This is a genomic window from uncultured Haliea sp. (assembly GCF_963973825.1).
Lineage (GTDB): Bacteria > Pseudomonadota > Gammaproteobacteria > Pseudomonadales > Halieaceae > Haliea.
The window spans coordinates 358471-383273 of sequence record NZ_CAXBAE010000001.1 but is presented as its reverse complement, the minus strand read 5'-3'; the positions used below and the strand labels follow the sequence as shown (position 1 = coordinate 383273).

The 24803-nt window shown below is 63.9% G+C and carries 26 protein-coding genes; 12 read left to right on the top strand and 14 right to left on the bottom strand.

The window, feature by feature from the left end; genetic code table 11:
* Nucleotides 1-236 precede the first annotated feature (236 nt).
* A complete protein-coding gene (locus AACZ17_RS01765; protein WP_290744566.1) occupies nt 237-1001 on the top strand; it encodes an SDR family oxidoreductase in 765 nt (254 codons plus the stop codon).
* On the opposite strand, the gene AACZ17_RS01760 is transcribed toward AACZ17_RS01765, so the two are convergent.
* The 5 genes from AACZ17_RS01760 to AACZ17_RS01740 all read right to left on the bottom strand — a co-directional run bounded on the left by AACZ17_RS01760 (nt 992) and on the right by AACZ17_RS01740 (nt 5078).
* The gene (locus tag AACZ17_RS01760) at nt 992-1600 is read right to left on the bottom strand and encodes a PqiC family protein (RefSeq protein WP_290744564.1); all 609 of its coding nucleotides are present in this window, start codon (nt 1598-1600) and stop codon (nt 992-994) included. The genes AACZ17_RS01765 and AACZ17_RS01760 overlap by 10 nt on opposite strands.
* Nucleotides 1597-2568: an MlaD family protein gene (locus AACZ17_RS01755; protein WP_290744562.1), complete on the bottom strand. Its 972-nt coding sequence runs from the start codon at nt 2566-2568 to the stop codon at nt 1597-1599. The genes AACZ17_RS01760 and AACZ17_RS01755 overlap by 4 nt, the downstream gene beginning before the upstream one ends.
* Nucleotides 2568-3344: an ATP-binding cassette domain-containing protein gene (locus AACZ17_RS01750; RefSeq protein WP_290744560.1), complete on the bottom strand. Its 777-nt coding sequence runs from the start codon at nt 3342-3344 to the stop codon at nt 2568-2570. The genes AACZ17_RS01755 and AACZ17_RS01750 overlap by 1 nt, the downstream gene beginning before the upstream one ends.
* On the bottom strand, nt 3344-4477 hold the full coding sequence (locus AACZ17_RS01745; protein WP_290744558.1) for an ABC transporter permease: 1134 nt from the start codon (nt 4475-4477) through the stop codon (nt 3344-3346). The genes AACZ17_RS01750 and AACZ17_RS01745 overlap by 1 nt, the downstream gene beginning before the upstream one ends.
* A gap of 79 nt (nt 4478-4556) precedes the next feature.
* Nucleotides 4557-5078 (bottom strand): DUF3806 domain-containing protein, encoded by a 522-nt coding sequence (locus AACZ17_RS01740; RefSeq protein ID WP_290744556.1) that lies wholly within the window; start codon nt 5076-5078, stop codon nt 4557-4559.
* 163 nt (nt 5079-5241) lie between these two features.
* Between AACZ17_RS01740 and dapA the strand changes: the two genes are divergently transcribed.
* The 3 genes from dapA to AACZ17_RS01725 are packed head-to-tail and all read left to right on the top strand — an operon-like array spanning nt 5242 to nt 7973.
* Nucleotides 5242-6114 carry a 4-hydroxy-tetrahydrodipicolinate synthase gene (dapA, locus tag AACZ17_RS01735; protein ID WP_290744554.1) on the top strand — a complete coding sequence of 291 codons (873 nt, stop codon included), beginning with the start codon at nt 5242-5244 and terminating at the stop codon, nt 6112-6114.
* Between the two features lie 11 nt (nt 6115-6125).
* Nucleotides 6126-7169: an outer membrane protein assembly factor BamC gene (bamC, locus tag AACZ17_RS01730; protein ID WP_290744552.1), complete on the top strand. Its 1044-nt coding sequence runs from the start codon at nt 6126-6128 to the stop codon at nt 7167-7169.
* Between the two features lie 9 nt (nt 7170-7178).
* Nucleotides 7179-7973: an MBL fold metallo-hydrolase gene (locus tag AACZ17_RS01725; RefSeq protein ID WP_339637597.1), complete on the top strand. Its 795-nt coding sequence runs from the start codon at nt 7179-7181 to the stop codon at nt 7971-7973.
* On the opposite strand, the gene AACZ17_RS01720 is transcribed toward AACZ17_RS01725, so the two are convergent.
* Nucleotides 7935-8441 (bottom strand): hypothetical protein, encoded by a 507-nt coding sequence (locus AACZ17_RS01720; RefSeq protein WP_290744550.1) that lies wholly within the window; start codon nt 8439-8441, stop codon nt 7935-7937. The two genes, AACZ17_RS01725 and AACZ17_RS01720, sit on opposite strands and share 39 nt — an antisense overlap.
* 97 nt (nt 8442-8538) lie before the next feature.
* Here AACZ17_RS01720 and AACZ17_RS01715 point away from each other — a divergent pair, with 97 nt between their 5' ends.
* From AACZ17_RS01715 to AACZ17_RS01705, 3 genes are read left to right on the top strand one after another with little or no spacing between them, the layout of a single operon-like run.
* On the top strand, nt 8539-9888 hold the full coding sequence (locus AACZ17_RS01715) for a hypothetical protein (protein ID WP_290744548.1): 1350 nt from the start codon (nt 8539-8541) through the stop codon (nt 9886-9888).
* Between the two features lie 3 nt (nt 9889-9891).
* Entirely contained in the window at nt 9892-10794 is a 903-nt protein-coding gene (locus AACZ17_RS01710) for a hypothetical protein (protein ID WP_290744546.1), read from the top strand.
* A gap of 5 nt (nt 10795-10799) precedes the next feature.
* Complete coding sequence (locus AACZ17_RS01705) at nt 10800-11618, top strand: class I SAM-dependent methyltransferase (RefSeq protein ID WP_290744544.1); 819 nt, start codon at nt 10800-10802, stop codon at nt 11616-11618.
* 11 nt (nt 11619-11629) lie between these two features.
* Here the strand turns inward: AACZ17_RS01705 and AACZ17_RS01700 are convergent, their stop codons facing one another.
* Entirely contained in the window at nt 11630-12406 is a 777-nt protein-coding gene (locus tag AACZ17_RS01700; protein WP_290744542.1) for an SDR family NAD(P)-dependent oxidoreductase, read from the bottom strand.
* Between the two features lie 102 nt (nt 12407-12508).
* On the opposite strand from AACZ17_RS01700, the gene AACZ17_RS01695 reads away from it, so the two are divergent.
* Entirely contained in the window at nt 12509-13264 is a 756-nt protein-coding gene (locus AACZ17_RS01695; RefSeq protein WP_290744540.1) for an SDR family NAD(P)-dependent oxidoreductase, read from the top strand.
* Here AACZ17_RS01695 and dapE read toward each other — a convergent pair.
* The 7 genes from dapE to map all read right to left on the bottom strand — a co-directional run bounded on the left by dapE (nt 13253) and on the right by map (nt 21229).
* A complete protein-coding gene (dapE, locus tag AACZ17_RS01690; RefSeq protein ID WP_290744538.1) occupies nt 13253-14380 on the bottom strand; it encodes a succinyl-diaminopimelate desuccinylase in 1128 nt (375 codons plus the stop codon). The genes AACZ17_RS01695 and dapE overlap by 12 nt on opposite strands.
* 15 nt (nt 14381-14395) lie before the next feature.
* Complete coding sequence (gene dapD, locus AACZ17_RS01685; RefSeq protein ID WP_290744536.1) at nt 14396-15415, bottom strand: 2,3,4,5-tetrahydropyridine-2,6-dicarboxylate N-succinyltransferase; 1020 nt, start codon at nt 15413-15415, stop codon at nt 14396-14398.
* 42 nt (nt 15416-15457) lie between these two features.
* A complete protein-coding gene (locus AACZ17_RS01680; protein WP_290744534.1) occupies nt 15458-15814 on the bottom strand; it encodes an ArsC family reductase in 357 nt (118 codons plus the stop codon).
* Nucleotides 15815-15903: 89 nt separating this feature from the next.
* Nucleotides 15904-16560, bottom strand: a complete 657-nt coding sequence (nth, locus tag AACZ17_RS01675; protein ID WP_290744532.1) for an endonuclease III — start codon at nt 16558-16560, stop codon at nt 15904-15906.
* 3 nt (nt 16561-16563) lie between these two features.
* The gene (gene dapC, locus AACZ17_RS01670; RefSeq protein ID WP_290744530.1) at nt 16564-17754 is read right to left on the bottom strand and encodes a succinyldiaminopimelate transaminase; all 1191 of its coding nucleotides are present in this window, start codon (nt 17752-17754) and stop codon (nt 16564-16566) included.
* A gap of 6 nt (nt 17755-17760) precedes the next feature.
* On the bottom strand, nt 17761-20469 hold the full coding sequence (gene glnD, locus AACZ17_RS01665; RefSeq protein ID WP_290744528.1) for a [protein-PII] uridylyltransferase: 2709 nt from the start codon (nt 20467-20469) through the stop codon (nt 17761-17763).
* A complete protein-coding gene (gene map / locus AACZ17_RS01660) occupies nt 20456-21229 on the bottom strand; it encodes a type I methionyl aminopeptidase (RefSeq protein ID WP_290744526.1) in 774 nt (257 codons plus the stop codon). The genes glnD and map overlap by 14 nt, the downstream gene beginning before the upstream one ends.
* Before the next feature lie 389 nt (nt 21230-21618).
* Between map and rpsB the strand changes: the two genes are divergently transcribed.
* From rpsB to frr, 4 genes are all read left to right on the top strand, one after another.
* On the top strand, nt 21619-22368 hold the full coding sequence (gene rpsB, locus AACZ17_RS01655) for a 30S ribosomal protein S2 (RefSeq protein WP_290744524.1): 750 nt from the start codon (nt 21619-21621) through the stop codon (nt 22366-22368).
* A 112-nt stretch (nt 22369-22480) separates the two neighbouring features.
* Nucleotides 22481-23338 carry a translation elongation factor Ts gene (tsf, locus tag AACZ17_RS01650; protein ID WP_290744522.1) on the top strand — a complete coding sequence of 286 codons (858 nt, stop codon included), beginning with the start codon at nt 22481-22483 and terminating at the stop codon, nt 23336-23338.
* 143 nt (nt 23339-23481) lie between these two features.
* The gene (gene pyrH / locus AACZ17_RS01645; protein ID WP_290744520.1) at nt 23482-24207 is read left to right on the top strand and encodes a UMP kinase; all 726 of its coding nucleotides are present in this window, start codon (nt 23482-23484) and stop codon (nt 24205-24207) included.
* A 30-nt stretch (nt 24208-24237) separates the two neighbouring features.
* Entirely contained in the window at nt 24238-24795 is a 558-nt protein-coding gene (gene frr, locus AACZ17_RS01640) for a ribosome recycling factor (protein WP_290744518.1), read from the top strand.
* The last annotated feature ends 8 nt before the right edge of the window (nt 24796-24803 follow it).

The following is a 24803-nucleotide window of genomic DNA, read 5'->3' as shown; positions in this document are numbered from 1 at the left end:
CCATCCAGCTCAGAGACTAGTCGAAGTGGTGCGGTGCGACCACAGGTGTTACCGCGCACCGCGGTCGAATTTCGCCAGAAAGAGCACGACTGCCGGTGCGGTCTCAGCATAGGGAGAGAGCACCGGTTCAGTAAGTTGAGCTTGCCGCCACGCATTTCAGGCCGACCCACACAACCACCCGCCGCAGGCGCGACAATACACGCCGTAATCATCAACCAGAATCAGGGAGTACCAGCATGAAGAAACGCTATGCCATGACCGGCGGCGCCACCGGTATCGGCGCTGCGCTGCGTGAGCAGCTGTGCGCGGCGGGCCACGAAGTCATTTCGATCGATATCAAGGAGGGTGACATCATCGCCGACCTTTCTACGCAGGAAGGCCGTGACCGCGCCCTGGCGTCTGTGCGTGAGCGCGCTGCCGATGGTCTCGACGGGTTTATCCCCTGTGCGGGCCTGCCGCCGGTAGCGCCGCCACGCATCATTGCCGCGGTGAACTATTTCGCGGCGGTTGCAATGGCGACAGGCTTGCAGGATTTGGTGGGCAAGCGGCGTGGCACTGTGCTGTTGGTGAGTTCCAATTCGGCGCCCATGACGCAGACCTCGCACCCGCTGGCCCAGGCATTTCTCGCGGGTGATGAAGCGAAGGCGCTGGACGTGGCCGAGGGTGAAATGGGGCAGACGGTGTACTCGGCGTCGAAGCATGCGCTGACGGTGTGGATGCGCCGCAATGTCGTGGCCTGGGCAAAAGCCGGGGTGCGGCTGAACGCGGTGGCGCCCGGCATCACCGATACACCGCTGACCCAGCAGGTGTTTGCCGATGAACAGTTGGGCGGTGTGATGCGCGACTTCAGTGCCATGGTGCCCTGGGGCCAGACCGCACAACCCGGTCAAATCGCCAATGTGATGCGCTTTATGCTCAGCGACGAGGCGGACTTCGTGTGCGGTTCGGTGTTCTTTGTCGATGGCGGTTCCGACGCCATGCTGCGCAGCGATCAGTTCTGATCGCTCGCGCCGGCCTCCAGGTCCCTGCGGATGACGCTGGCGATCTCGTCGCTCAGCCGCTGTAGAAGGTCGCTGTAGGCCGCCGCCGTATCGGCGGCCTGCCACCCGGGCCCCGGCAGGGGCGTCGACAGGCGGCTGATGCGCTGCGCCACTGGCGTGCTCGCCTCGTCGCCGGTACGGGTAACGCGCCATTCGGCGACCAGTTCCGCGCTGTTATTGCCGGCGTCCAGTGACAGCAGCCAGACCTGCACCGCGAACTCGGGTATATCATTGCGCTGCCAGGGGTGGGGGCGAATATTCTGCGTGCCCAAGGCCGCAGACAGGTTCAGCCCCAGAACGCGCTGTATACCATCCTCCAGCGGCTCGGCCCAGCGTTCGTAACGGGCCACATGCAGTCGGTTGCCGTTTTCGCTGTACACCATGCCTGAGCGATTCAGGTATTCGGGGATGGTGATCGGCCCCACACCCAGTGACGGGCTCTGCCCCATCGCCGGGGCCTGCTGGTTACTGTTGAGCAGGTAATACTGGTGTTGGGGGGAGCTGCCACAGGCCGCCAGCAACAGGGCGCAGACGACGGTGAGAAGTTTGATTGGGGTCATTGGCTGTTCTCGCTCTTGCCGCGAAGCAGCGACTCAGGCTGCTCCTCCAGTGTTTTTGCCAGCATCTGCAGCGCCCTCCCGGCCAGTGCCAGTTCCCGCAGGGCTTCGTTCAGGCGGTAGGCGGTTGCGGAGTCGGCAGATACCAGGCCATCGATTTCACCCATGGTGCTTTCAAACCGCGCCGTAGCGTTGCGCAGCACGGTCATGTTGTCTTCCAGCAGGGTGGTCAGCCTGGGCAGCGCTTCCGCAGCTTCGCTGACCAGCGTATTGGAGTTGTTCAGCACGCGGTCGATGCCGGGGCCAGCGGTGGCCAGGGTGGCTTCGAGCTGTGTGGTCAGGGAGCGCAGGCTGGCCAGGGTGAGCCCGACGTCCGCTGGCAGTTGCTGGAACGGGGCCTGCTCGACGAAGGCATTGACGTTGGCGGCGATGCTCTGCAGGTTGGCTGCCATCTGCGCAATATCAAGGCCCTCGATCTGGCTCACGATGCGTTCCAGCTCAGTGGGAATTGTAGGTATCTGCGTGTATTCCGTGTCGATGGCGAGCAGGTCTACGGGCGTTTCAGGGTGAAAATCCAGTTGTATATACAGCAGGCCCGTGAGCAGGCTTTGCAGGCCCAGTTGGGCGCGCAGTCCGCGGCCGATCAGGTCGTCGATCAGGGCCACGGATGGCCGCTCGGTCATCTGTATGCTCTCGCCCGATAGCTCGGCCTCCACCTGCATGATCAACTTGGCGGTGTTGCTGTCCAGCAGCAGGTTGATGCCTGTGACCTGGCCGATCTCAACGCCGCGCAAGGTGACCGGTGCCCCCACGCTCAAGCCCTTCACCGAGCTGTCGAAAACCATCACCACCTTGCTGCGATCGCTGCCCAGGCCTGAGCCCAGCACGAACAGGAGCGTCGCCAATGCAATCAGCAGGGCGCCGACAATAAAGCCGCCAATGGCGACACTGTGTGCTCTTTCTTCAGACATTACCCGGTTTCTCCTGCGTCGGCGCTGCGGGTAAGAAATTGCCGCACGACCGCCTCCTCGCTGTGTTCTCGCAGCTGTTTTGGGTCGCCATAGCCAATCATGGTGCGGGTGCTCGCATCGAGATAAACGCTGTTGTTGGCAATGGCGAATATACTCGGTAATTCGTGCGTGACCATCACCACGGTAGCGCCGATCGATTCGGTCAACTGCAAGATCAGGTCATCCAGTAACCGCGAGCTTATCGGGTCCAGCCCGGCAGAGGGCTCGTCGAAAAAGAGGATCTGCGGATCCAGAGCGATGGCCCGGGCGAGCGCTGCGCGTTTATTCATGCCACCGCTGATTTCCGAGGGGTAGTAACTTTCAAAGCCACCCAGGCCGACCAGCGATAATTTGTAGCGTACCACGTCCCTGATCTGCGCCGCTGTGTAGTCAGTGTACAGTTGCAGTGGCAGGCTGATATTCTGTTCCAGGGTCATGGCACTGAACAGCCCACCGGACTGGTAGGTAATGCCCCAGCTGCGGCGCATCGCGTCGCGTACTTCCGACGAGGCGTGGGTGAAACTGGTGCCTGTGTACAGAATCTCACCCGCCGCTGGCTCCAGCAGCCCCAGCATGTGCTTGAGCAGCGTGCTTTTACCGCAGCCGCTGCCGCCCATGATGACGAAGATGTCGCCCCGGTATACCGGGAAGCTCAGGTCACGCTGAATGACGTTACTGCCAAACGCCATGGTCAGCTCGCGAACCTCGATATGGACTTCGCGCTCGTCGTCAGTCATCAGATACCCAGATGCTGGAAGAGGATGTTGATGGAGGCGTCTGCCACAATCAGGTAGACGAGGGCGGTGACCACTGCCTCGGTAGCGGCCCTGCCCACGCCCGCAGAATTGCGCCCGGACTGCATGCCCGAGCGACAGCCTGCAATGGCGATCAGCACCGCAAACACAAGGCTTTTCAGCAACCCGATACCAATATGGGCGATGCTCACAGCGGCTCCCGCCTGGCTGGAATACTGCAACAGGGAAATGCCCATGCCCCCGGCGACAATGCCGCCACCGACAATGCCCAGCAGGTTGGCGTAAATGGTAAGCAGCGGCATGGTCACCACCAGCGCCAGGATGCGCGGTATCACCAGAAACTCGATCGGCGACACGCCCAGCGTGCGCACGGCATCGATTTCCTCGCTGGCCTGCATGGTGCCCAGCTGGGCGGCGTAGGCCGCACCGGTGCGGCCCGCCATCACAATCGCGGTCATCAACGGACCCATTTCGCGCAGCAGCCCGATGGTGACGAGATCGGCGACGTAGATGCCGGCGCCGAATTGCTGCAATTGCACGGCTCCCAGGTACCCGAGAATCATACCGACAAGAACGCTGGTCAGGCTGATGATGGCAAACGCATCGGGACCGGACTGGTAGCAGAAGGTGCGAAAGTCGGCGAAGCGGGTGTTGGCCTTGCCGGCGATCAGGGCGCCGAGTGCGATGCAGATATCGCCAAAGAAAGCCAGCGACACGCGCAGGTCATCCAACAGTTCCCGCAGCGCTTCAGAGGGGCTGCGCACATGCCACCAGGGCCGGGGGGCGGGTTGTTGACGCTGGTGGGCGGGTACCGAGGTGGCGATTGATAACAGGCGCCTGGCGTTCTCGGGGAGCCCCTCGGTATCGACGTCGACACCGCGCTCCTCGCAGTAGCTGGCACAGCTCAGCAGAAACGACATGAGCAGCGTAGTCCAGTCGCCCAGCTCATCGCAGTCAAAGCGGAGATTGTCCACCGTGAGCGCCGTGAGCTGCGCCCTCACGTCCCGGAACTCGGGTACCGAAGCAGCGTCCACCCAGCCGCCGTAAAGTCGGAGTGTAGCGGTGTTTGATGCGTTGTCGGTGTCCAGCTCGAAGCCGGCGGCCGGCTGGTTCATGCCCGGAGACGTCCTGAAAAAGTCGTCAACTATGCTAAACCCTAACCCGGGGGATGACCAGCCAGTCCCCGCTACCGTTCTACTGGAAGGGTAGCCTGGGCCGCTTCTCCTCAATGACGGCCTTTGCATCCCGGTAGATGTCCGCGACCGGTTTCTGGTTACCCACCTGCTGGCGACGGGAAATCATGGTCATGGGGAACAGGTAATTGTCGGTCTGTTTGTCGTACAGTGCCCGGCTGCGACCGCTGGCGTCGTTGTAGATCACCCACGCCAGCCCGAGTTCGCTCGCCAGCAGGTCGCCCAGTACCAGGCCCATGGCCTGCAGCGTGCCGACGTCCTCCGGGGTCACAATGCCCCTGTCCAGCAGGCGCTGCAGCATGCGAATGTCGCGGTCGGGGTCGCCGCTGATACCCTGGCCGAGTTCCCGGCGGGCGAGATCGTCCACGCTGGCGCGCTGCTGGGCCATGTGGGCGCGGGCGATCTTGGACGGTGGGCTGACCGTGACCTCATTCTGGGCGCCCGCGGTGAGCGACGGCGTGGCCAGGGATGCAAACAGGAAGAAGGTGGCGAGAAACCACTGGGCGGGGTCAGAAGGTCTCATGGTATACTCCGGTGCGTATTTTGGTGCAGGTCTGTGTGCGTGCCCGCGCGTATTTTAGCGCATCGCGGTTGTCTTCGTGTTGCCTGCATGGATAATTGCGCTCTTCTTTATTCCGGCGTTCAGCGGCTGTGGCCGGCGCCCGGCACATTTCTGGAGATTTCCCATGATAACCGGCAGTATTGTCGCGCTTGTGACGCCAATGCACCCGGATGGCAGCCTCGACTGGGGCAGTCTGGAGCGCTTGCTGGACATGCACATTGCGGCAGGCACCAGCGCCATCGGCGCGGTCGGGACCACCGGCGAGAGTGCCACCCTGAGCGTCCCGGAGCACCTCGAGGTCATCCGCCACTGCGTGCGCTACGTCAACGGTCGCATCCCGGTGGTTGCCGGCACGGGTGCCAACTCGACCCGCGAGGCGATCGAGCTGACCAGCGTTGCGGCCCGCAATGGCGCTGATGCCTGCCTGCTGGTAACGCCGTACTACAATCGCCCGACGCAGCGTGGCCTGTACGAGCATTTCAAGGCCATTGCGGCGGCGGTCGACATTCCCCAGATTCTCTACAACGTGCCAGGCCGTACGGCGGTGGATATAGACAACGATACCGTGGTGCGCCTGTCCGAGCTCGACAACATCGTCGGTATCAAGGATGCGACCGGTGATCTGTCACGGGTGCCGGACTTCAAGGCGCGCTGCCCTGACGACTTTGCGATTTACTCCGGGGATGACCCCACGGCCATGGAACTGATGCTCGCCGGGGGGCACGGCAATGTCTCCGTTACCGCAAACATTGCGCCGCGGCAGCTGGCCGAGCTCTGCCGGTTGGCGCTCGCGGGCGAGCGGGCCGAGGCCGCGCAGATCAACGAGCGCCTGTCCGGGCTCAACCGTGCGCTGTTCCTGGAGGCGAATCCGATACCGGTAAAGTGGGCCATGCAGCAGCGCGGCTTGATTGAGGCAGGTATTCGTTTACCCTTGACGCCTCTGGATGAGCGCTTTCATGCGCAGGTCCTTGCAGCGTTGGAGGCGGCGGGAATTTAATGGCGGAATCTATGAAGCTGGTATTGCGCACAGCACTGGTTGGCAGCTTGCTGGCCAGCGCGGGTTGCAGTTATCTGTTCGGTGACGAGGGCCTGTTTCCCGACACCTCGGATGACTACAAGAACGCGCGCGAGATGGACCCCATTCGTTTGCCGGAAGGCAAGGAAGAAGCCAGGCTCGAGGAGATTTACCCCATTCCCCCCGTGCAGGACGATACCGTGCTCGCCGGGGAGTTCGAAGTGCCGCGGCCAACGCCACTGGTGGCCGGGGCCGGCGAGGATGTGGTGCGCATCCAGTCCCTCGGTGATGAAAGCTGGGCGCTGATTGCGGTTGCTCCGGGCCAGCTCTGGCCCCAGGTACGCAGCTTTCTCACGTCGGCGGGTATTCCGGTAGGGCGCGTGGACGCCCAGGCCGGGTTGATCGAAACCGGCTGGCTGGACCTGGAAGGACAGACCATGGCCTCGCGTTTCCGCTTCCGCATAGAGCAGGGCGTGCAGCGCGGCAGCAGTGAACTGCATGTGTTGCAGATGCGCCAGGCGGGCGACGTAAGCGGCTGGCCCGCGCGCTCTGACGATACCGCCCAGGAGCAGGAAATGTTGCGCGCAGTGGCGCAGTTCATCGCCAACAGCGCCGACTCCGCTCCGGTGTCCATGCTCGCGGACCGCGCGATGAGTGCGGAAGGGAAGTTGACCATGGAGGACGGCGCCAATGGCACCAGCGTCCTGCGGGTTGGGTTGCCCTTCACCCGGGCCTGGGCGTCCGTCGGCAAAGCCCTGGAGGACTCCCGCTTCGAAATCACCGATCGCGACCGCAGTGAGGGTGTCTACTATGTGCGTTTCCTTGGCGAGGCGGCAGAAGAGGACGGCGGCTGGTTCTCCTGGATGTTCTCCGACGAAGATGAGAATCCCATGATCGGGCGCAGTTTCCTGGTGTCGGTCGTCGCAGCGGGAGACAAGGCGGTCACCGTGGGCATGGCGCCGGTAGCCGGCGAGGCAACCCTGGAGAAACGTGACCAGCAGGCGCTGCTCACACTGCTCAAGGGCAACATCAACTAGGGCGCCCGCATGCTGCGTTTTGCATCACTGGGCAGCGGCAGCAAGGGCAACGCCACGGTCGTGACGGGCGGCGGAACCACGGTGCTGATCGACTGTGGGTTTTCCCTGCGGGAAACCCAGCGCCGTCTGGCCCTGCTGGGCCTGTGCCCCGATGATCTCGCTGCCATTCTGGTCACGCACGAACACAGTGATCACAGCGCCGGTGTCAGCCGCCTGGCAAGGCAGTGGGATATACCGGTCTATCTGACGCACGGTACGCAGCGCAGTGGTCGCCTCGAGGGGTGTCCGCGCGTCACCTGCTTCAACAGCGAGGAACGTCTGCAGATCGGCGCGCTGTCGGTAGAACCTGTGGCCGTTCCCCACGATGCACGTGAACCCTGCCAGTATCGGCTTTCTCATGGCGGTCGCTCGCTGGGGGTGCTGACCGATCTCGGCAGCATTACCCCGCACGTGGTGGAGCGCTTTCGGGGCTGCGATGCCCTGGTGCTGGAATTCAATCACGATCTGGACATGCTGTGGGCGGGGAGTTATCCGCCCTCGCTGAAGCAGCGCGTGGCCAGCGACTGGGGTCATTTGAACAACCACCAGGCCGCTGAACTGTTGCGCCAGCTCGGCCCAGAAACCCTCGAGCATCTGGTTGTCGCGCATATCAGTGAACAGAATAACTGTCCCACGCGGGCGGCTGCAGCACTCGAGAGCGTGCTGGGTGCAGGGGATCAGCGCGTGGTATTCGCCGCGCAGAACGCCGGGTTCGACTGGCTGACGCTAGCGGCAGTGCCGGGGCAGGGTCAGGCGCTCCAGTGAAACCCAGCTGTCCGGGGCGGGGCAGCGCAGGCCGCTATTGCCCTCCAGATTGACCACGGCGAGCGCGGGCAATCGGTAGAGCGGGCTTGCATCCTCTATCCGGTTGTCGTCCAGCAGTACGCTGCGCAGTTCAAGCAGCGCCACCAGCTCGCGAATGTCCTGCAGCGCGTTGCCGCCCAGGTTGAGCCAGCTCAGGCTGGAGAAGCGCCCCAGGCCATTGAGGCTGCGCACCCCGGCACCGCTGCAGTCGAGGGTCTGCAATTCGCCGACGCTGCTGATCTTGTTGTCGTTGATGGCCTGTTCGATACAGCTGCGCAATGCCGGGTCTTCAATCCGGAAATCCGTCAGCAGCGGGCGCGGGCTGTACACGACGCGCTCGTTGACGCTGAAATCGTATTGTTGGCAAGCTGCCAGCCAACACAGGGAGATGCCGATAAGCCATCGACCGAGCATGCGTTGTGTTCCCATGTTTTAAGCCCCTGATGCGCGCCCGGCTGGCGCATGGATTCAGGCAGCGTGGCACCCTATAATGGTACCGGCTTGGGCGAACAGAAACGAGTAGGCTATGACCGAAAGACCGGACGAGCCCGCGGGCATGACAGGCGGCGCCGTGGCAGACCACAGGACCATCAGCATCTCCCAGCGCGGCAATCTGAAGGCGCTTGAGAGCGCCCTGCGCAAGCAGTGGCGGCTGGGCCAGAACATCGTGCTGTGCTGGAGCGCCGATGAACGCGGCATACTTGTCATTTTCGTCCCTCACTACTTCCTCGGTAACTTCTGTGCGCGGCCCGGCGTAGAGGGCGTGCAGGACAACGAGGCTTTTGTGCGCGAACTCATTTCCGGCAGCCGCGGCAAACCCCGGGATGAATTCTTTGCCATTGCCAACAGGCTGGACATTGCCCCCGGCTTTATCCGCCTGGATACGCCACTCGCCGATGACCCGGCAGTCACCAGCGGTGTGGAACAGCTGATCAAACGCTATGGGCTGAGCTATGTCAGCGATCGCGCGGTGTTGCTGTTCGACATTGCCGAGTTCTCCCTGTTTACGCCCTTCGAGCAGGCCAGCCAGTTGAACAGCCTGTCCTACTCGCTGAATTCCGCCTACAACAAGCTGCTGGCGAAAGGCATCGAGGTGCATTTTTCGCGCACCACCACCGGCGATGGCTACTATGTCTGGAACCGTGCACTGGGCGCGCAGGCAAACCATGACCTGTTCTATTTCCTGTTGCTGGTCGTGGCCGACAACGCGGTGGCGCGACGGGCCTCGCACGGCAACACCGTGCCGGTCATCCGCGCCGCCTACCACATCGGCAGCCATTACGAGCTTTACCAGGCCGAGGGCGTCAATCCCACTGTACACAGCTACATCGTGGGCGATGTCACGATCGAGCTGGCGCGCATGGCGGAAAAGGCCCAGCCACAGCAGATTCTGATCGGGCACTTCGAAACCGCTGGGCGCGCGGTAGAGGGCGATGCGGCAGTGGAGCGCATTTATGCGCCGGCCTTCATCAGCCAGTGCAACGAGGGGCTGGTTGCGCTGCACGGCATACAGTTTGCCGGCAAGACGCTGCAGGGCCTGCAATGCCGCCTGTCCGGTGCGGGCAGTGGCGATGATCGTCGCGCGGTGCGCCGCCTGCTGATCACCGACAAGCACGGTCTGTCCCGGCACGCCTACAATCTCGAATTCACCCTCGAGTTCGAAGACCGGACCCTCACGCTGGGGCTGGCCGAGAGTGCCCTGGCGGAAGATCCTCCTGCAGCCATCGCTGCACCACCGGCGGCCCTGAGCAGCCTGCACAATGGCGCATCGCAGCCAGCCGCGGCGATACAGGAACCTACGTTACAGGAACAGGTTGAAGAGCTGGCGTCATTACTGCAGGACCGTTTCGAGCGCGAACCGCGGGAGAATGGCTGAATCGTGATGACGTCCCCGGCAGAAGCAAAGCGCTGCGACATCACCGGTCAGGTGACCCTGGGTGATCCGGCCGCCGTGATGTCCGAAGTGCGGGCGATCCTCGAAGCGCACTGGCCGGAGGGGGACTGGGCGCCGCTGGATACCCTCAGCGAACTGTTTTGCGTGCTGTATGCCGGTGAGCATCCCGAGTACCACGGTTGCGATGCGGGCTACCATGATGCCGAGCACGTGCTGGACGTCACCCTGGCGATGACGCGGTTGATGGCAGGGCGCGAAAAGCGCTGGCCCGGTCCCTGGGCGTTTGACGCCGACCTGGCCCTGGCCGGGGTCGCCAGCGCGCTGTTTCACGATGCAGGCTATCTGCGCCGCCGTGGGGATCGCCGGCACAGCACGGGCGCAGCCTACACGCGCACCCACGTGCCCCGCGGTGCCGCCCTGATTCGCGCGCAGTTCCCGGCGGTGGGGCTGGCTGAACTGGCGCCGGTCTGCTCCCGGCTCGTGCACTTCACCAATTGTCACCGCAAGCCCGAGTACCTGAACGTGCGCAGCCGTCAGGAATGGCAGCTCGGCGCCCTGCTGGGTACGGCTGACCTGCTGGCGCAGATCGCCGCACCGGATTACCTCGAAAAGTGTCGCCAGGCCCTGTACGACGAGTTCGTCGCCAGCGGCATTGCGGTGGGAGAACACACACCGGAGCCAGCCCGCTGTCACTATCGCTCGCGGGATGACTTGATTCAGCGCACTCCCGGCTTTGTGCACGGGGTTGCCGGTTCCCGTCTGGAGCGGGATTTTGCCGGCGCCTACCACTACGCCAGCAGTTATTTCGGTGGTGACAATCCTTACCTCGATGCGGTCGTCGCCAATTGCGCGCGGCTGGAGCAGTGGCTGGCGCCGTCCCGGGCCTGACTGCCATGCAGCCACATCACAGCGCCCCCCTCGGCAAAATCGCGGTAGCCGCGCAGGACAGTGCGCAGCGTGATCGGGCGCAGGCACTGGCACAGCAGTTGGGTACGCACTGTGTGGAACCCGGGCAGGCACACGCTCCTCCCGCGGTGCAGGCACTGTTGTGGGTGGGCGCCGGTGCGCTTTCCCTGCAGGCGGTGGCAGCAGGTGGTCGCTCCCCGGGGCCGATCAGCGTCGACTTTGGTGGCGCGGCCATGCGGCACCGGCGTCGGGGTGGCCAGAATGAGCTGCTGGGCAAGGCGGTGGGTATTGGCAAGAAGCCCGCGCTCGCGGTGCTTGATGCAACTGCCGGGCTGGGGCGCGACAGCTTCGTGCTGGCGGATCTCGGGTGTGCGGTTGTCCTCGCCGAGCGTGAACCTGTCGTGCTGGCGCTGCTGGATGATGGCCTGGAGCGCGCAGCGCGGGCAGAAGACGCCTGGCTGAACCGCGTCGCAGGGCGCATGACACTGCATCACGGGGAAGCCTCCACCCTGCCGGCCGCGGTGCTGAATACGCTGGACGTGATCTACCTGGACCCGATGTTCCCGGAACGCGACAAGTCTGCAGCGGTGAAAAAGGAGATGGCGCTGTTCCAGACTCTGTTCGCCGGGGGCACGACAGCGGACGACGCCGCGCAGTTGCTCGATTGGGCCCTGGGCTGCGACGTCGCCCGGGTGGTGGTCAAGCGCCCTCTGCGGGCCCCTTGCCTGACCCCGCAGCAGCCCTCGCACACCATTGCCGGCAAGGCCGTGCGCTATGACGTCTACGTGCTACGCAGTCTGCGTTAGGCCCTCAGGGCTCAGTGGCGCGCGGCCATGCGGAACAGCCGGCGGGTGAACACGGACTGCAACAGCGGGTCCAGCCAGCGGTAGAGGCGCCCAGACAGGTAAACCGGTTTACCGCGCTCCACAGCCTGCAGGCCCTCACGCACCACCACGTCCGCGCCGTACCAGAGGAATCCCGGCATGCCGTCTTTCATGTCCTGCAGCCCTGCTGTGCTGTGGAAATCGGTATGGGTGTAACCGGGGCACAGGGCGCACACCTGGACACCGCTGCCCTGCAGTGTGACTGCCAGGTCCTCCGACAGGGCGATCAGGTAGGCCTTGCTTGGGCCGTAGTTGCAGCCACCGGCGCGGGGAATGCGCCCCGCGACGGAGGCGACATTGATCACCCGGCCGAAGCCGCGCTCACGCATGGCAGGTATAAACAGATGGCAGAGTTGTGCCACCGACAGCATCATCAACTGGAAAAAGGCCTGGTGATCTGCCCAGTCGCGATCCTGCAGGAGGTCGGAGCCGGCGATTCCGGCGTTGTTCACCAGATAGTCTATCTCGATGCCCTGCGCCGACAGGCTGTTGTAGAGCGCGTCCGGGGCGGCGGGGTCCGACAGGTCCGCCACCTCCACCAGCGTAGTGCAGCCGTGCGCCTGCGCCAGCTCCGCGGCGAGGGCCTGCAGCCTGTCCCTGCGCCGCGCCACCAGCACCAGGTCATAGCCCTGGGCTGCCAGCTGGCGGGCAAACTCTTCACCGAGCCCTGCGGATGCCCCGGTAATCAATGCGGTGCGCTTGCGCGTCATCGGTTTTCTCCTCAAGATGTTGGCCGTTGCCACCGGCATGGTACGCCACACCGCTCGCGCTGTCTGCGCGCCGCCCAACCTCAGGAACAGGGACATATCACGATGCAAAACACAGGGATCGCGCTGGTCACCGGCGCCACCTCCGGACTGGGCGCAGAATACTGCCGCCAGCTTGCCCGCCAGTGCAAAACCATCATTGCCGTGGGCCGGCGCGGCGATCACCTGCAGGCACTGGGTGCCGAGCTGGATGGGCTGACGCGCATTCATCCCGTGGTTGCGGACCTCAGCACGGTGGAGGGTGTAACGCGCACGGTGGAGGCGCTGCGTCAGCAGGGACCGGTGGATCTGCTGATCAACAACGCGGGCTTTTCGACGCTGGGCGACTTTGCCGACAGCACGCTTGAGGTCGAGCTGCAAATGGTGCGCCTGCAGATTGACGCGCCACTGGAGCTGGCGCGTGCCGCGCTGCCCTTCATGCGTGAGCAGGGCCGCGGGCAGATCATCAATGTGGCCTCTGTCGGCGCCTTCGTGGAACTGCAGAAAACCGCGGTGTACGGCGCGTGCAAGGCATTCCTGCTGGCCTTTTCAAGGTCGCTGCAGGCTGAGGTGGCGGGGCAGGGTATTCGGGTGCAGTGTCTCTGCCCCGGCCTCACGCGCACCGAGATTCACGATACAGCGCATTTTTCAGGTTTCGACAAGGGGCGTTTTCCGGAATCGATGTGGATGGAGGCGGACGCGGTGGTGGCCGAGAGCCTCGCCGCCCTGGCGGGTGACGAGGTGGTGGTGATTCCGGGGCAGGTCAACCGGGATATCGTGCGTGGCGCAGTGCAGCAACAGCTGCAGGCGCTACAGCACTAGGCGTTCCAGCACGCCCTGGTAGAGGCGGGCCAGCCGCGGCAGGTCCGCGGCGCGCACACACTCATTGCGTTTGTGGATGGTGGCATTCACCGGGCCGAGCTCGACGATCTGTGCCCCGGTCGGCGCGATAAAGCGACCGTCGGAGGTGCCGCCGGCGGTGGACAGTTCGGTGTCCAGGCCGGTCTCGGCACGGATGCTCTCCACCACGGCGTCCACCAGGCTGCCGGCCGGGGTCAGGAAGGGCTCCCCGCTGAGCTGCCAGTCCAGGGTGTAATCCAGTTTGTGGGCCTGTAGCAGGCGTTCCGTGCGTCGTATCAGGTCGTCTGCCGTGACTTCCGTGGAGAAGCGGAAATTGAACATGACCTGGAGCTCGCCGGGGATCACGTTGGTCGCGCCGGTGCCACTGGTGATATTGGAAATCTGCAGGGACGTCGCCGGAAAGAAGGCGTTGCCCTGGTCCCATACCTGACAGGTCAGAGCGTGCAGGGCGGGCAGCGCCCGGTGAATGGGATTGTCTGCCAGCTGCGGGTAGGCGATGTGGCCTTGAACGCCGCGCACCGTGAGTACGGCACCCAGTGAGCCGCGCCGGCCGTTCTTGACCACATCGCCCAATTGCGCGCTGCTCGAAGGCTCGCCGACCAGGCACCAGTCGATTGTCTCACCCTGCTGCTGCAGGTAATCCACGACCTTGACTGTGCCATCGTGGGCCGGGCCCTCCTCATCGGCAGTAATCAGGAAGCCGATGCGGCCGCTGTGCCGGGGGTGGGCGCTGACAAAGTCTTCGCAGGCCACGAGCATGGCCGCGAGGCTGCCTTTCATGTCGGCGGCGCCGCGACCGTAGAGCATGCCCTCGCGCAGTGTGGGTTCGAACGGCGGGCTATCCCAGCCGGATTCGGGGCCGGTGGGCACCACATCAGTGTGCCCGGCAAACACCAGCAGGGGGCCGCTGTCTCCGCGCACCGCCCAGAAGTTCTCGACGTCGCCGAAACGCAGCGGTGTGCAGCGGAAGCCCAGGCGGGCCAGTCGGTCCATCATCAGTGCCTGGCACCCGGCGTCTTCGGGCGTGACTGACTGGCGTCGAATCAGCTCACAGGTCAATTCCAGCGTGCGTTCCATGGTGCGGCCCCGTGGCTAGTTGTGCGCGTGCAGTTCGGCGTTGAGTTCTACCGCCGTGCGGTTGGTCAGGCACTCGACGGCACCGGTGGCGGAGTTGCGCCGGAACAGTAGCCCGGACTTGCCGGCCAGTTCCCGCGCCTTGAGGGTCTCCACCGCGTGACCGTCGGCGTCCAGCACCACCACCTTAGTGCCGGCGGTCACAAACAGGCCCGCTTCCACAGTGCAGCGGTCGCCGAGTGGAATGCCGATGCCGGCGTTGGCGCCGATCAGGCATTCGCGGCCCACGGAGATGATGATATTTCCGCCGCCGGACAGGGTGCCCATGGTCGAGCAGCCACCGCCCAGGTCGGACCCGCTGCCCACCGTCACCCCGGCGGATATCCGGCCTTCAATCATCCCGGGGCCGTCAGTGCCGGCGTTAAAGTTGACGAAGCCCTCGTGCATGATGGTCGTCCCTTCGCCCAGGTAGGCGCCGAGACGCACACGGGCCGTATGGGCAATGCGCACCCCGGTCGGTACCACGTAGTTGGTCATCTTCGGGAATTTGTCGACGCAGCTGACCTCCAGCGTGTCGCCGCGCAGCCGGGCGGCGAGTTGCCGTGCCGGTAGCTCGCTGATGTCAATGGCGCCCTCGCTGGTCCAGGCCACGTTGGGGAGTATGGCAAACAGGCCCTGCAGGTTGGTGCCGTGTGGCTTCACCCGTCGGTGCGACAGCAGGTGCAGTTTCAGGTAGGCCTCGGGCACTGAGCCGGGTGCGGCGTCCTCCTGCAGCAGCACCGCAACGGCGGGCGCCTGGCTGCTGGCCAGATGCGCGGCAATCTGCGCCTGTTCGGTCTGGCCCGCCGCCGCAAGCGCGGCTTCCAGGGCCAGCAACTGCTCGCGGGAGAGCGTGCCCGTGTTGTCGGGTGCGCCAAAGGCCGCAACCAGTTCGCTGGAGGGTGACAACACCGGGTGAGGGAAAAAGACCTCCAGCCACTCACCGCTGCTGTTCTGAGTGCCCAGACCTAGGCCCAGGGCATATGCCGCATGGTTCATAAAACGTGATTCCTGACGAGGCCCGCCTGCGGCGGGGTGGGTTCAAAGAGTATGCCGTAGCAGCAGTGCTTCCCAGGCGGGCGCCGAAAAGCCGCAGTGGCGTTCGTGGCCGATGTCGAGCAGGGGCCGCTTGATCAGCGTGGGCTGCTGCAGGATGGCCGCCAGCGCCCGGCGGTCATCCATCTGCTCACGCTCTGCTGCGTCCAGTGCTTTCCAGCTGGTGCTGCGTCGGTTGACCAGTGTTTCCCAGCCGAGTTCCTGCAGCCAGGACTGCACCTGGCTTTTGTCCAGGCCGTCGCTGCGCAGGTCGTGAAAGCGGTATTCGATCGCGTGCTGCTCCAGCCAGCGCCGCGCTTTCTTCACGGTGTCGCAATTGCTGATGCCGTAGACGGTAATCATGCCTGCCTCGCTGCGGCTCTGTGGGGTGCGCAAGGATAGCAAAAAAACTACGGTGGTACAGGCTCGGGCGGGAGCCGCCACGCAACTGTTCAGGCTTTGTGAGTGCGTTTGGGGTGTTTACGCTCCGGGTAGCAGGTGCGGCAGATGTCGCACACACGGCCATCGCAGCCGCGTGCTGAACAGAACTCGCGCCCGTAGAAGATGATCTGCAGGTGCAGCCGGTTCCAGGCCGCGCGGGGGAACAGTCGCTTCAGGTCGCGCTCGGTCTGGACCACGCTTTTACCGCTGGTAAGTCCCCAGCGCTGGGCCAGTCGGTGAATATGCGTATCGACGGGAAAGGCGGGCACCCCGAAGGCCTGCGACATCACCACACTGGCCGTCTTGTGCCCGACCCCCGGCAGGCGCTCGAGTGCCTCCATGTCGGCGGGTACCACTCCCTGGTGTTCAGCCAGCAGGATTTCACTGAGGCGCTTGATGGCAGCGGATTTCTGCGGCGACAGGCCGCAGGGGCGGATGATCGCCCTGATCTCCTCGACGGTGAGCTGCGCCATGTCCTGCGGATTGTCGGCGCGGGCGAACAGCGCAGGCGTCACCTGATTGACCCGCTCATCGGTGCACTGGGCGCTGAGCAGGACGGCAATCAGCAGGGTATACGGGTCGCTGTGGTCCAGCGGGACAGGCGGCTCGGGGTAGAGTTCCTGCAGGCGTTGCTGGATAAAGGCAACGCGCTGGGCTTTTGGCAGCATGGCCTAGCGCTGCTCCAGCACGTTGACGATACGCTCGGCGCCTTCCACGCAGTCCTCCAGCGAGGCCACCAGCGCCATGCGCACCCGGTTGCTGCCGGGGTTGCCCCGGGGCGTCTCGCGGGCGAGAAAGCTGCCGGGAACCACGGTGATGTGTGCCTGTTGATACAGCAGCCGGGCGAATTCGGTGTCGGCCAGCGGGGTTTCCGGCCAGAGATAGAAACCGGCATCTGGCCGTTCCACGGTCAGGTGCCCCTGCAGAATGGGCAGCACCGCGTCGAATTTCTGCCGATACAGCGCGCGGTTGGCGCGCACATGGTCCTCGTCGCCCCACGCCGCCACGCTGGCCTGCTGGTGATGCAGGGGCATGGCGCAGCCGTGGTAGGTGCGGTAGCGCAGGAAGTCGGCGAGTACCTCGGCGTCCCCGGCCACGAAGCCGGAGCGCAGCCCCGGGAGGTTGGAGCGTTTGCTCAGGCTGTGGAATACCACGCAGCGCCGGAAGCGGTCGTTGCCCATCGCCGCGCAGGCCTGCAACAGGCCCGGTGGGGGGCTGCTCTCGTCAGCGTAGATTTCCGAGTAGCACTCGTCGCTGGCAATAATGAAGTCGTGCCGCTCCGCCAGTTCCACCAGCGATTGCAGCGCTACAACACTCATCACCGCGCCGCTGGGGTTGCCCGGGGTGCAGATGTAGAGCAGCTGGCAGCGCTGCCATACGGATTCGGGAACCGCGGCAAAATCGGGCAGGTGACCCGTTGCGGCGCTGGCGTTCACGAACTCGGGCTGCGCTCCGGCCAGCAGCGCGGCACCCTCGTAAATCTGGTAGAACGGATTGGGGCTGACCACGGCCGCGCCGGCGCCAGCGGTCACCACCGCCTGGGCGAAGGCAAACAGCGCCTCGCGCGTGCCGTTCACGGGCAGGATTTCGGATTCCGGGTCCACCCCCGGCAGCTGAAAGCGCTGTTGCAGCCAGCCGGCAATGGTCTCGCGCAGCGGTGCCTCGCCGCGGGTGGCGGGGTAGTTGGCCAGCAGCGGGAGGTTCGCTGCCAGCGTGTCCAGCACGAACGGCGGCGAGGGATGGCGCGGTTCGCCGATGGACAGGGGAATGTGCGCCAGGTCGCCGGGTGGCTGCAGGTCGGCGAACAGTGCACGCAGTTTCTCAAAGGGGTAGGGGTGCAGCGCACCGAGCAGGGCGTTCATGGGGCGCTAGTGGTCCTCGAGTTGATCGTCAAGCTGCACTTTGATGGCATTCTGGATGGCGGTACAGAGCGCTTCGTCCTGCAGCGGCCGCTGCTCGGCATCGGTGATGAAGAACACGTCTTCAACCCGTTCGCCCAGGGTCTGGATCTTGGCGGCCTGCAGTTCCACGCCATGCTCGACGAAGATCCGGCCCACCCGTGCGAGCAGGCCGGGGCGGTCCCGGGAGGATACCTCCAGCACCGTCACCTGTTTGATCTCGTCCAGGAACATGCTGGTTTCAGTGGGCACCGGGAACGATTTGATCTGTCGTGGCGTGAGACGCTGGATATTGGGGGCGCGGTCGAAGTCCGCCGTCGCCAGGGAGCGCGCCAGCTGGTCGCGGATGTGCCGCAGGCGGGCGCTGTCGTCGGCGATGGGGCTGCCATCGGAATTGAGCACGAAAAAGGTGTCCAGGCTCATGCCGTCGCGGGCGTTGTAGATGCGTGCATCGTGCACGCTGAGCTCCAGCTGCTCCAGCTCGGCACAGACCCGCGAAAACAGCTGCGCGTGGCTGCGCGCGTGGATGAAAATCTGCGTCGCATTGGCCACGCTGGAGTCGGAGCTGTTGCGGATCAGGACCAGGGGCTGGTCGCGCTCATAATGCCCGGCAATCGCCTCGGTGTGCCAGGCGATGTCCTCGGGTTTCTCGCGCAGGAAGTAGTCCTCGCCCTGTTCGCGCCACAGGTCTTCCAGCTCTTCAACGGTGAAACCGCGGTACTCCAGCAGGTCTGCAGCCGCCTTGCGGGTCTGCTCAATCCACACCTGCTTGTCCACCGGGTTTTCCAGCCCGCGCCGCAGCGCCCGCCGCGTCCCCGTATACAGCTGTCGCAACAGGCTGCCGCGCCAGGCGTTCCACAGTGTGGGGTTGGTGGCGTTGATGTCGGCAACGGTCAGGGTGAACAGGTAATCGAGCCGGTTCAGGTCGCCCACATGGTGGGCGAACTGCTGGATCACCTCCGGGTCGGAGATGTCCTTGCGCTGGGAAACGGCGGACATGGTCAGGTGGTTGCGCACCAGCCACACCACCAGTTCTGCATCCTCCTCGCTCAGGCCGTGCTCCGCACAGAAACGCGCGGCATCCACCGCGCCCAGCTCCGAGTGATCGCCACCGCGCCCCTTGCCGATATCGTGATACAGGCCGGCGATGTAGAGCAGCTCGATCTTGGGCAGTCGCCTGGCAACGCGGCTGCTGACCGGGAAGCGTTCGTCGAACTCGGGTTTCTGAAAGCGGCGCATATACTGGATGACTTCCAGGGTATGCGCGTCCACCGTATAGGTGTGAAACAGGTCGTGTTGCATCTGCCCCACGATCTTGCCGAACTCGGGCAGGTAGTTGCCGAGGATGCCGTAACGCGCCATGCCGCGCAGCAGTCGCGTCATGTTGTGGGGCGAGCGGAGGATCTCGAGGAAGCTGGCGCGGTTTGCCGGGTCTGCGCGGAAGGCGCTGTTCACCAGGTGTCGATGCTCGCGAATCAGGCGGATGGTGGCGGTACCCACCCCGATGATGCCCGGCTCGCGCCCGGCGAGCACGAAGACTTCCAACAGCGCGTTGGGCTGTGTGCTGAAAAGGTCGTCGCGCAGGGACTCGATGTAGCCGTTGCGTACCTGAAACCGCTCGTTGAGGATGCGCACCTCGTCCAGCTGGTCGGCCCTGAGGATGGCGTGGTCGAAGTTCTGTATCAGCAGCTCGTTCAGCTCACCCAGCGCCAGCGCCCAGCGGTAGTAGGTCTGCATGAACTGCTCGACGGCGAGCTTCTTGCCATCCTTGAAACCCCAGAGTGCCGCCAGGGTGCGCTGGTGGTCGAACAGCAGGCGATCTTCCTCGCGCCCCGCGACCATGTGCAGGGCGTAGCGCACCTGCCACATGAAATCCCGACCATGCAGCAGCATGCGGCGCTCATCCGGCGTGAGAAACTCCCCCGTGTCCATGTTCTCCAGAGAGTCGACACCGAAATGGCGTTCCGCTATCCAGGCGATGATCTGCAGGTCGCGCAGGCCGCCGGGTGAGCTCTTCACGTTCGGTTCCAGGTTGTATTCGGTATCGGCGAATTTGGCGTGGCGGGCCCGCTGCTCCTCAAGCTTGGCGCGGAAGAAGTCGGCGCTGGGCCACATCTGGTCGGGGCCGGTGCGCGCCCGAACGGCTTCCATGAGCGCCTGCGGCCCGCGAATCACCCGCGTTTCCATCAGGTTGGTGAGTATGGTGATGTCCTTGCGTGCCTTGCTACAGCACTCGCTGACGGTGCGCACACTGTGCCCGATATTCAGCCCCAGGTCCCAGAGCTGGGTGAGGAAGCGTTCCAGCTGCGCGTGGCAGGGCTCGCTGTCCTCTCCCAGCAGCACGAGGATGTCGATATCCGAGTGGGGGTGCAGCTCGCCGCGGCCGTAACCTCCCACGGCGACCAGGGCGGGCTCGACCCCGGACCAGTCGCTGCTATCCCACAGCGTGCCCAGCAATACGTCCATGAACCATGAACGCAGGCGCAGCAGCTCGCTCACCCGGGTGCCGGCGCTGAACTGGGCGTCCAGATAGTCAGCGGCGGTTTTCAGCGCCTGTTTGCCGGCCTGCAGGGTGTTGCCCGCGGCGACGGCGGTGGCAAAGGCCGCCGGGTCGAAGAGTTCCGCGGGCAGCTGTGGGCTCTGGGCGTAGGCCACGCCAGCGGAATCAGAAGCTTTCATCGCTGCGCCGTGTGAAGATTTCGCAGCCGTCGGCGGTCACCCCGAGGGTGTGCTCCCACTGTGCGGAGAGCCTGCCGTCACGGGTGGTGACCGTCCAGCCGTCCTTTGCGTTGAGCTTCGTGTGGCGTCGGCCGGCGTTGATCATCGGCTCGATAGTGAAGGTCATGCCTTCCTCCAGCACCAGTCCGGTGCCCGGCTTGCCGTAGTGCAGCACCTGCGGGTCCTCGTGGAACACCTTGCCGATACCGTGACCACAGTACTCCCGCACCACGGAGTAGTAGTTTTTCTCTGCGTGCTCCTGGATGACCGCACCAATGTCACCCAGCGTCGTGCCCGGGCGGACCAGAGCCAGTGCCTTGTAGAGGCATTCCTGGGTGACCCGTATCAGGCGTTGGGCATGGGGTGCCACCTCACCGACTTCCACCATGATACTGGTATCGCCGTGGTAGCCATCCTTGATGACAGTGACGTCGATGTTGACGATGTCGCCGGACTTCAGCTTTTTGGTATCCGAGGGGATGCCGTGGCACACCACCTCATTGATGGAGGTGCAGATGGAGCGCGGGAAGCCGTGGTAGTTCAGGGGCGCGGGAATGGCCTGCTGCACCCCGGTAATATACTCGTGGCAAATCCGGTCGAGTTCACCGGTGGTAATGCCGGGCTCGACCCGGGGTCGGATCATCTCCAGAACCTCGGCGGCCAGGCGCCCGGCCACGCGCATCTTTTCGATTTCGTCCGCTGTCTTGATCGTAACTGCCATGCATTACCTGTCGTTTTCTGTAGGGAACGAGTGCCGGTCGGCGTTGCCGATGCACCCGCGGGTAACGGGGTATTCTACAGGATTCGCGCTCCCTGTGAGTAACCGCCGGCTGTGACCCGCCCAGGGCAGCTGAAAGGGCGCCACGCGGCGTCCGCGGACGCGTAGACGGGGTCGCGCGGGTCCACGCGGCGTCTGCCTCGCCGCTTCCCAGAGGGGCGCTCTTGTGGTATAAAGCGCGGCTTCTTTGCGGGTAGACCTGTTTGTCAGGCTGCCGTGGAGAAGGAAACCTAACGTCGCACACATATCGACACCTGCGTCAGGGTGCCGGCTCCGGCCGGTTTGGCGCAAGGGATATGTGGAGGCCTAACCCGATACAAAAGGTATTTACCATGTCGCAAGTAAGCATGCGCGACCTGCTGCAGGCAGGCGCTCACTTTGGTCACCAGACCCGTTACTGGAACCCCAAGATGGATCGCTACATCTTCGGTGCCCGGAACAAGATCCACATTATCAACCTCGAGCACACCGTTCCTGCCTTCAACGAGGCACTGAACCTGGTGCAGCGCCTGGCAGCGAACAAGAACAAGATTCTGTTTGTCGGCACCAAGCGCGCCGCCGGGAAGATCATCAAGGAGCAGGCCGATCGCGCCGGCATGCCTTACGTCAGCCACCGTTGGCTGGGCGGTATGCTCACCAACTACAAGACGATTCGCGCCTCCATCAAGCGTCTGCGCGAGCTCGAGGCACAGCAGGCCGATGGCACCTTTGCCAAGCTCACGAAGAAGGAAGCGCTGATGCGCTCCCGTGACATGGAAAAGCTGGAGCGGAGCATCGGCGGTATCAAGGATATGGGCGGCCTGCCGGATGCCCTGTTCGTTATCGATGTCGACCACGAGCGCATTGCCATCACCGAGGCCAACAAGCTGGGTATTCCAGTGATTGGCGTCGTCGACACCAACAGCAACCCCGATGGCGTGGATTACGTAATCCCGGGTAACGATGACGCGATTCGCGCCATCAAGCTCTATGTTTCCGCCGTTGCGGACGCCTGCCTCGCGGGCAAGGCTGACGGTGGCGACCAGAGCGTTGTGCGCGACGAGTTCGTCGAAGTTGCCGCTGCCGAACCAGCGGCCGAGTAAGCCTCGCACTCCGGGGGGCCGCCGCGGCCCATCCCGGAGTATCCCGGCCTCCCCAGCGGAGGCAATCGTTCAGGAATTCACGGCCCCTCGAGGGTTGTAGCAGGAGGAAACCATGTCTGCAGCATTGGTCAAGGAACTACGTGAGCGCACCGGCCTGGGCTTGCTCGAGTGCAAGAAGGCACTCGCAGCCGCTGACGGTGACATTGAAAAAGCCATCGAAGAGCTGCGCAAATCCAGCGGCATGAAGGCGGCCAAGAAGGCCGGCCGCACCGCGGCTGATGGTGTTGTGTCCACGCGTATCGCCGAAGATGGCAGCTACGGCGTGATCGTGGAAGTGAACAGCGAAACCGACTTCGTCGCGCGGGACGAGAACTTCCTGGGCTTCGTCGCCCGGGTGGTGAACGCGGCATTTGAACAGCGCGAAACCGACGTGGCCGCCCTGATGGCGGGTGAACTGGAGGCGGCTCGCGAGTCGCTGGTACAGAAAATCGGTGAAAACATCAGCGTGCGCCGGATCAGCCTGGTGACGGCGGATGCCGGTGTTGTCGGTGCCTATGTGCACGGCAACAACCGCATTGCCGTTCTGGTGGAACTCAAGGGCGGTGACCAGGACCTGGCCAAGGACGTTGCCATGCACGTGGCCGCGGTCAACCCGCAGGTGGTTTCCGCCGAGGATATGCCGGCCGAACTCATCGAGAAAGAGCGCGAAATCTACACGGTGCAGGCGCAGGATTCCGGCAAGCCGGCAGAGATCATCGAGAAGATGATCGGTGGCCGCATCAAGAAGTTCCTCGCCGAGAACAGCCTGGTTGAGCAGGCTTTCGTCAAGGACCCTGATGTCACGGTTGGCAAGCTGGTGTCCGCGGCGGGTGCATCGGTGGCGTCCTTCATCCGTTTTGAAGTGGGTGAGGGCATCGAGAGGGAGCAGGTCGACTTCGCGGCAGAGGTTGCAGCCCAGCTGAAGGGCTGAGAGGCTCCAGTGTCGCTGAAAACGGGGCTGCGGCCCCGTTTTTTGTGGGTATGGGTGAGGGGGCAGCCGGACTTTATCCGGTGGGGCACTAGGGTGCGGCCGGTTTGTCCTGTATTATGCACACAGTTCGGGAGACAACCGTTATGCCACAGGCTTCAGGCGACAAAAAGTATAAACGGATACTGCTCAAACTCAGTGGCGAGGCCCTGACCGGTAGTGAGAAGTTCGGGATAGACCCGCGCATACTCGACCAGCTGGCGCTGGAAATCGGCCAGTTGGTCGGCATTGGCGTGCAGGTGGGCATCGTTGTCGGTGGCGGCAATCTGTTCCGTGGCGCCGCGCTGCAGTCGGCTGGGCTTGATCGCGTCACCGGTGACCACATGGGCATGTTGGCAACCGTGATGAACGCGCTGGCGCTGCGCGATGCCCTGGAGCGCTCGAATATCGCAACGCAGGTCATGTCCTCCATTCCCATGAGTGGCGTGGTCGATCACTATGACCGGCGCAAGGCGATTCGCGCGCTGAGTAACGGCGATGTGGTCATATTCTGTGCCGGGACCGGCAACCCCTTCTTTACCACGGATTCAGCCGCCTGCCTGCGGGGCATCGAAGTCGACGCCGAGCTGGTGATGAAGGCGACCAAGGTGGACGGCGTGTATTCAGCCGACCCCATGAAATTCAGCGATGCGGTGAAATACCAGCAGCTGAGCTACGACGAAGTGCTGGACAAGAAGCTGGAGGTCATGGATCTCACGGCCATTTGCCTGTGCCGGGATCACCGCCTGCCTGTGCGGGTCTTCAAGATGGAAGATCGCGGTGCGTTGCTCAGCATCGTGCGCGGTGGCCAGGAAGGGACCCTGATCCAGTAGCCTTATTGCAGCGCAAGGAGAGAGATAAAGGTGATTGAAGACATCAAAGCCGAGGCCCAGGAGCGGATGGAAAAGAGCGTCGAGGCTCTCGTGCATCATTTCAACAAGATTCGCACGGGTCGCGCCCATCCCAGTATTCTCGATGGTATTCGCGTCGAGTACTACGGCTCCGAGTCCCCCTTGAACCAGGTGGCGAATATCAGCGTGGAAGATGCGCGCACCCTGATGGTGACAGCCTGGGACCGCTCCCTGACCCCCAAGATTGAGCGCGCGATCCTCAAGTCGGACCTGGGCTTGAACCCCTCCACGGCTGGCGACGTCATCCGCATTCCCATGCCCATGCTGACCGAAGAGACCCGCAAGGGGTACACGCGGCAGGCGCGGGCGGAGGCCGAGGCGGCGCGCGTATCCGTGCGTAACGCCAGGCGTGATGCCATGAGCATGCTGAAGGAACTGGTCAAGGAGAAGGACATCAGCGAGGATGACGAGCGCCGCGGTCAGGAAGTGGTGCAGAAACTGACCGACAGCTTCACGGACCGCATTGAGAAAATGCTGGCTGAGAAAGAAGCTGACCTGATGGAAATTTGAGTCACCTG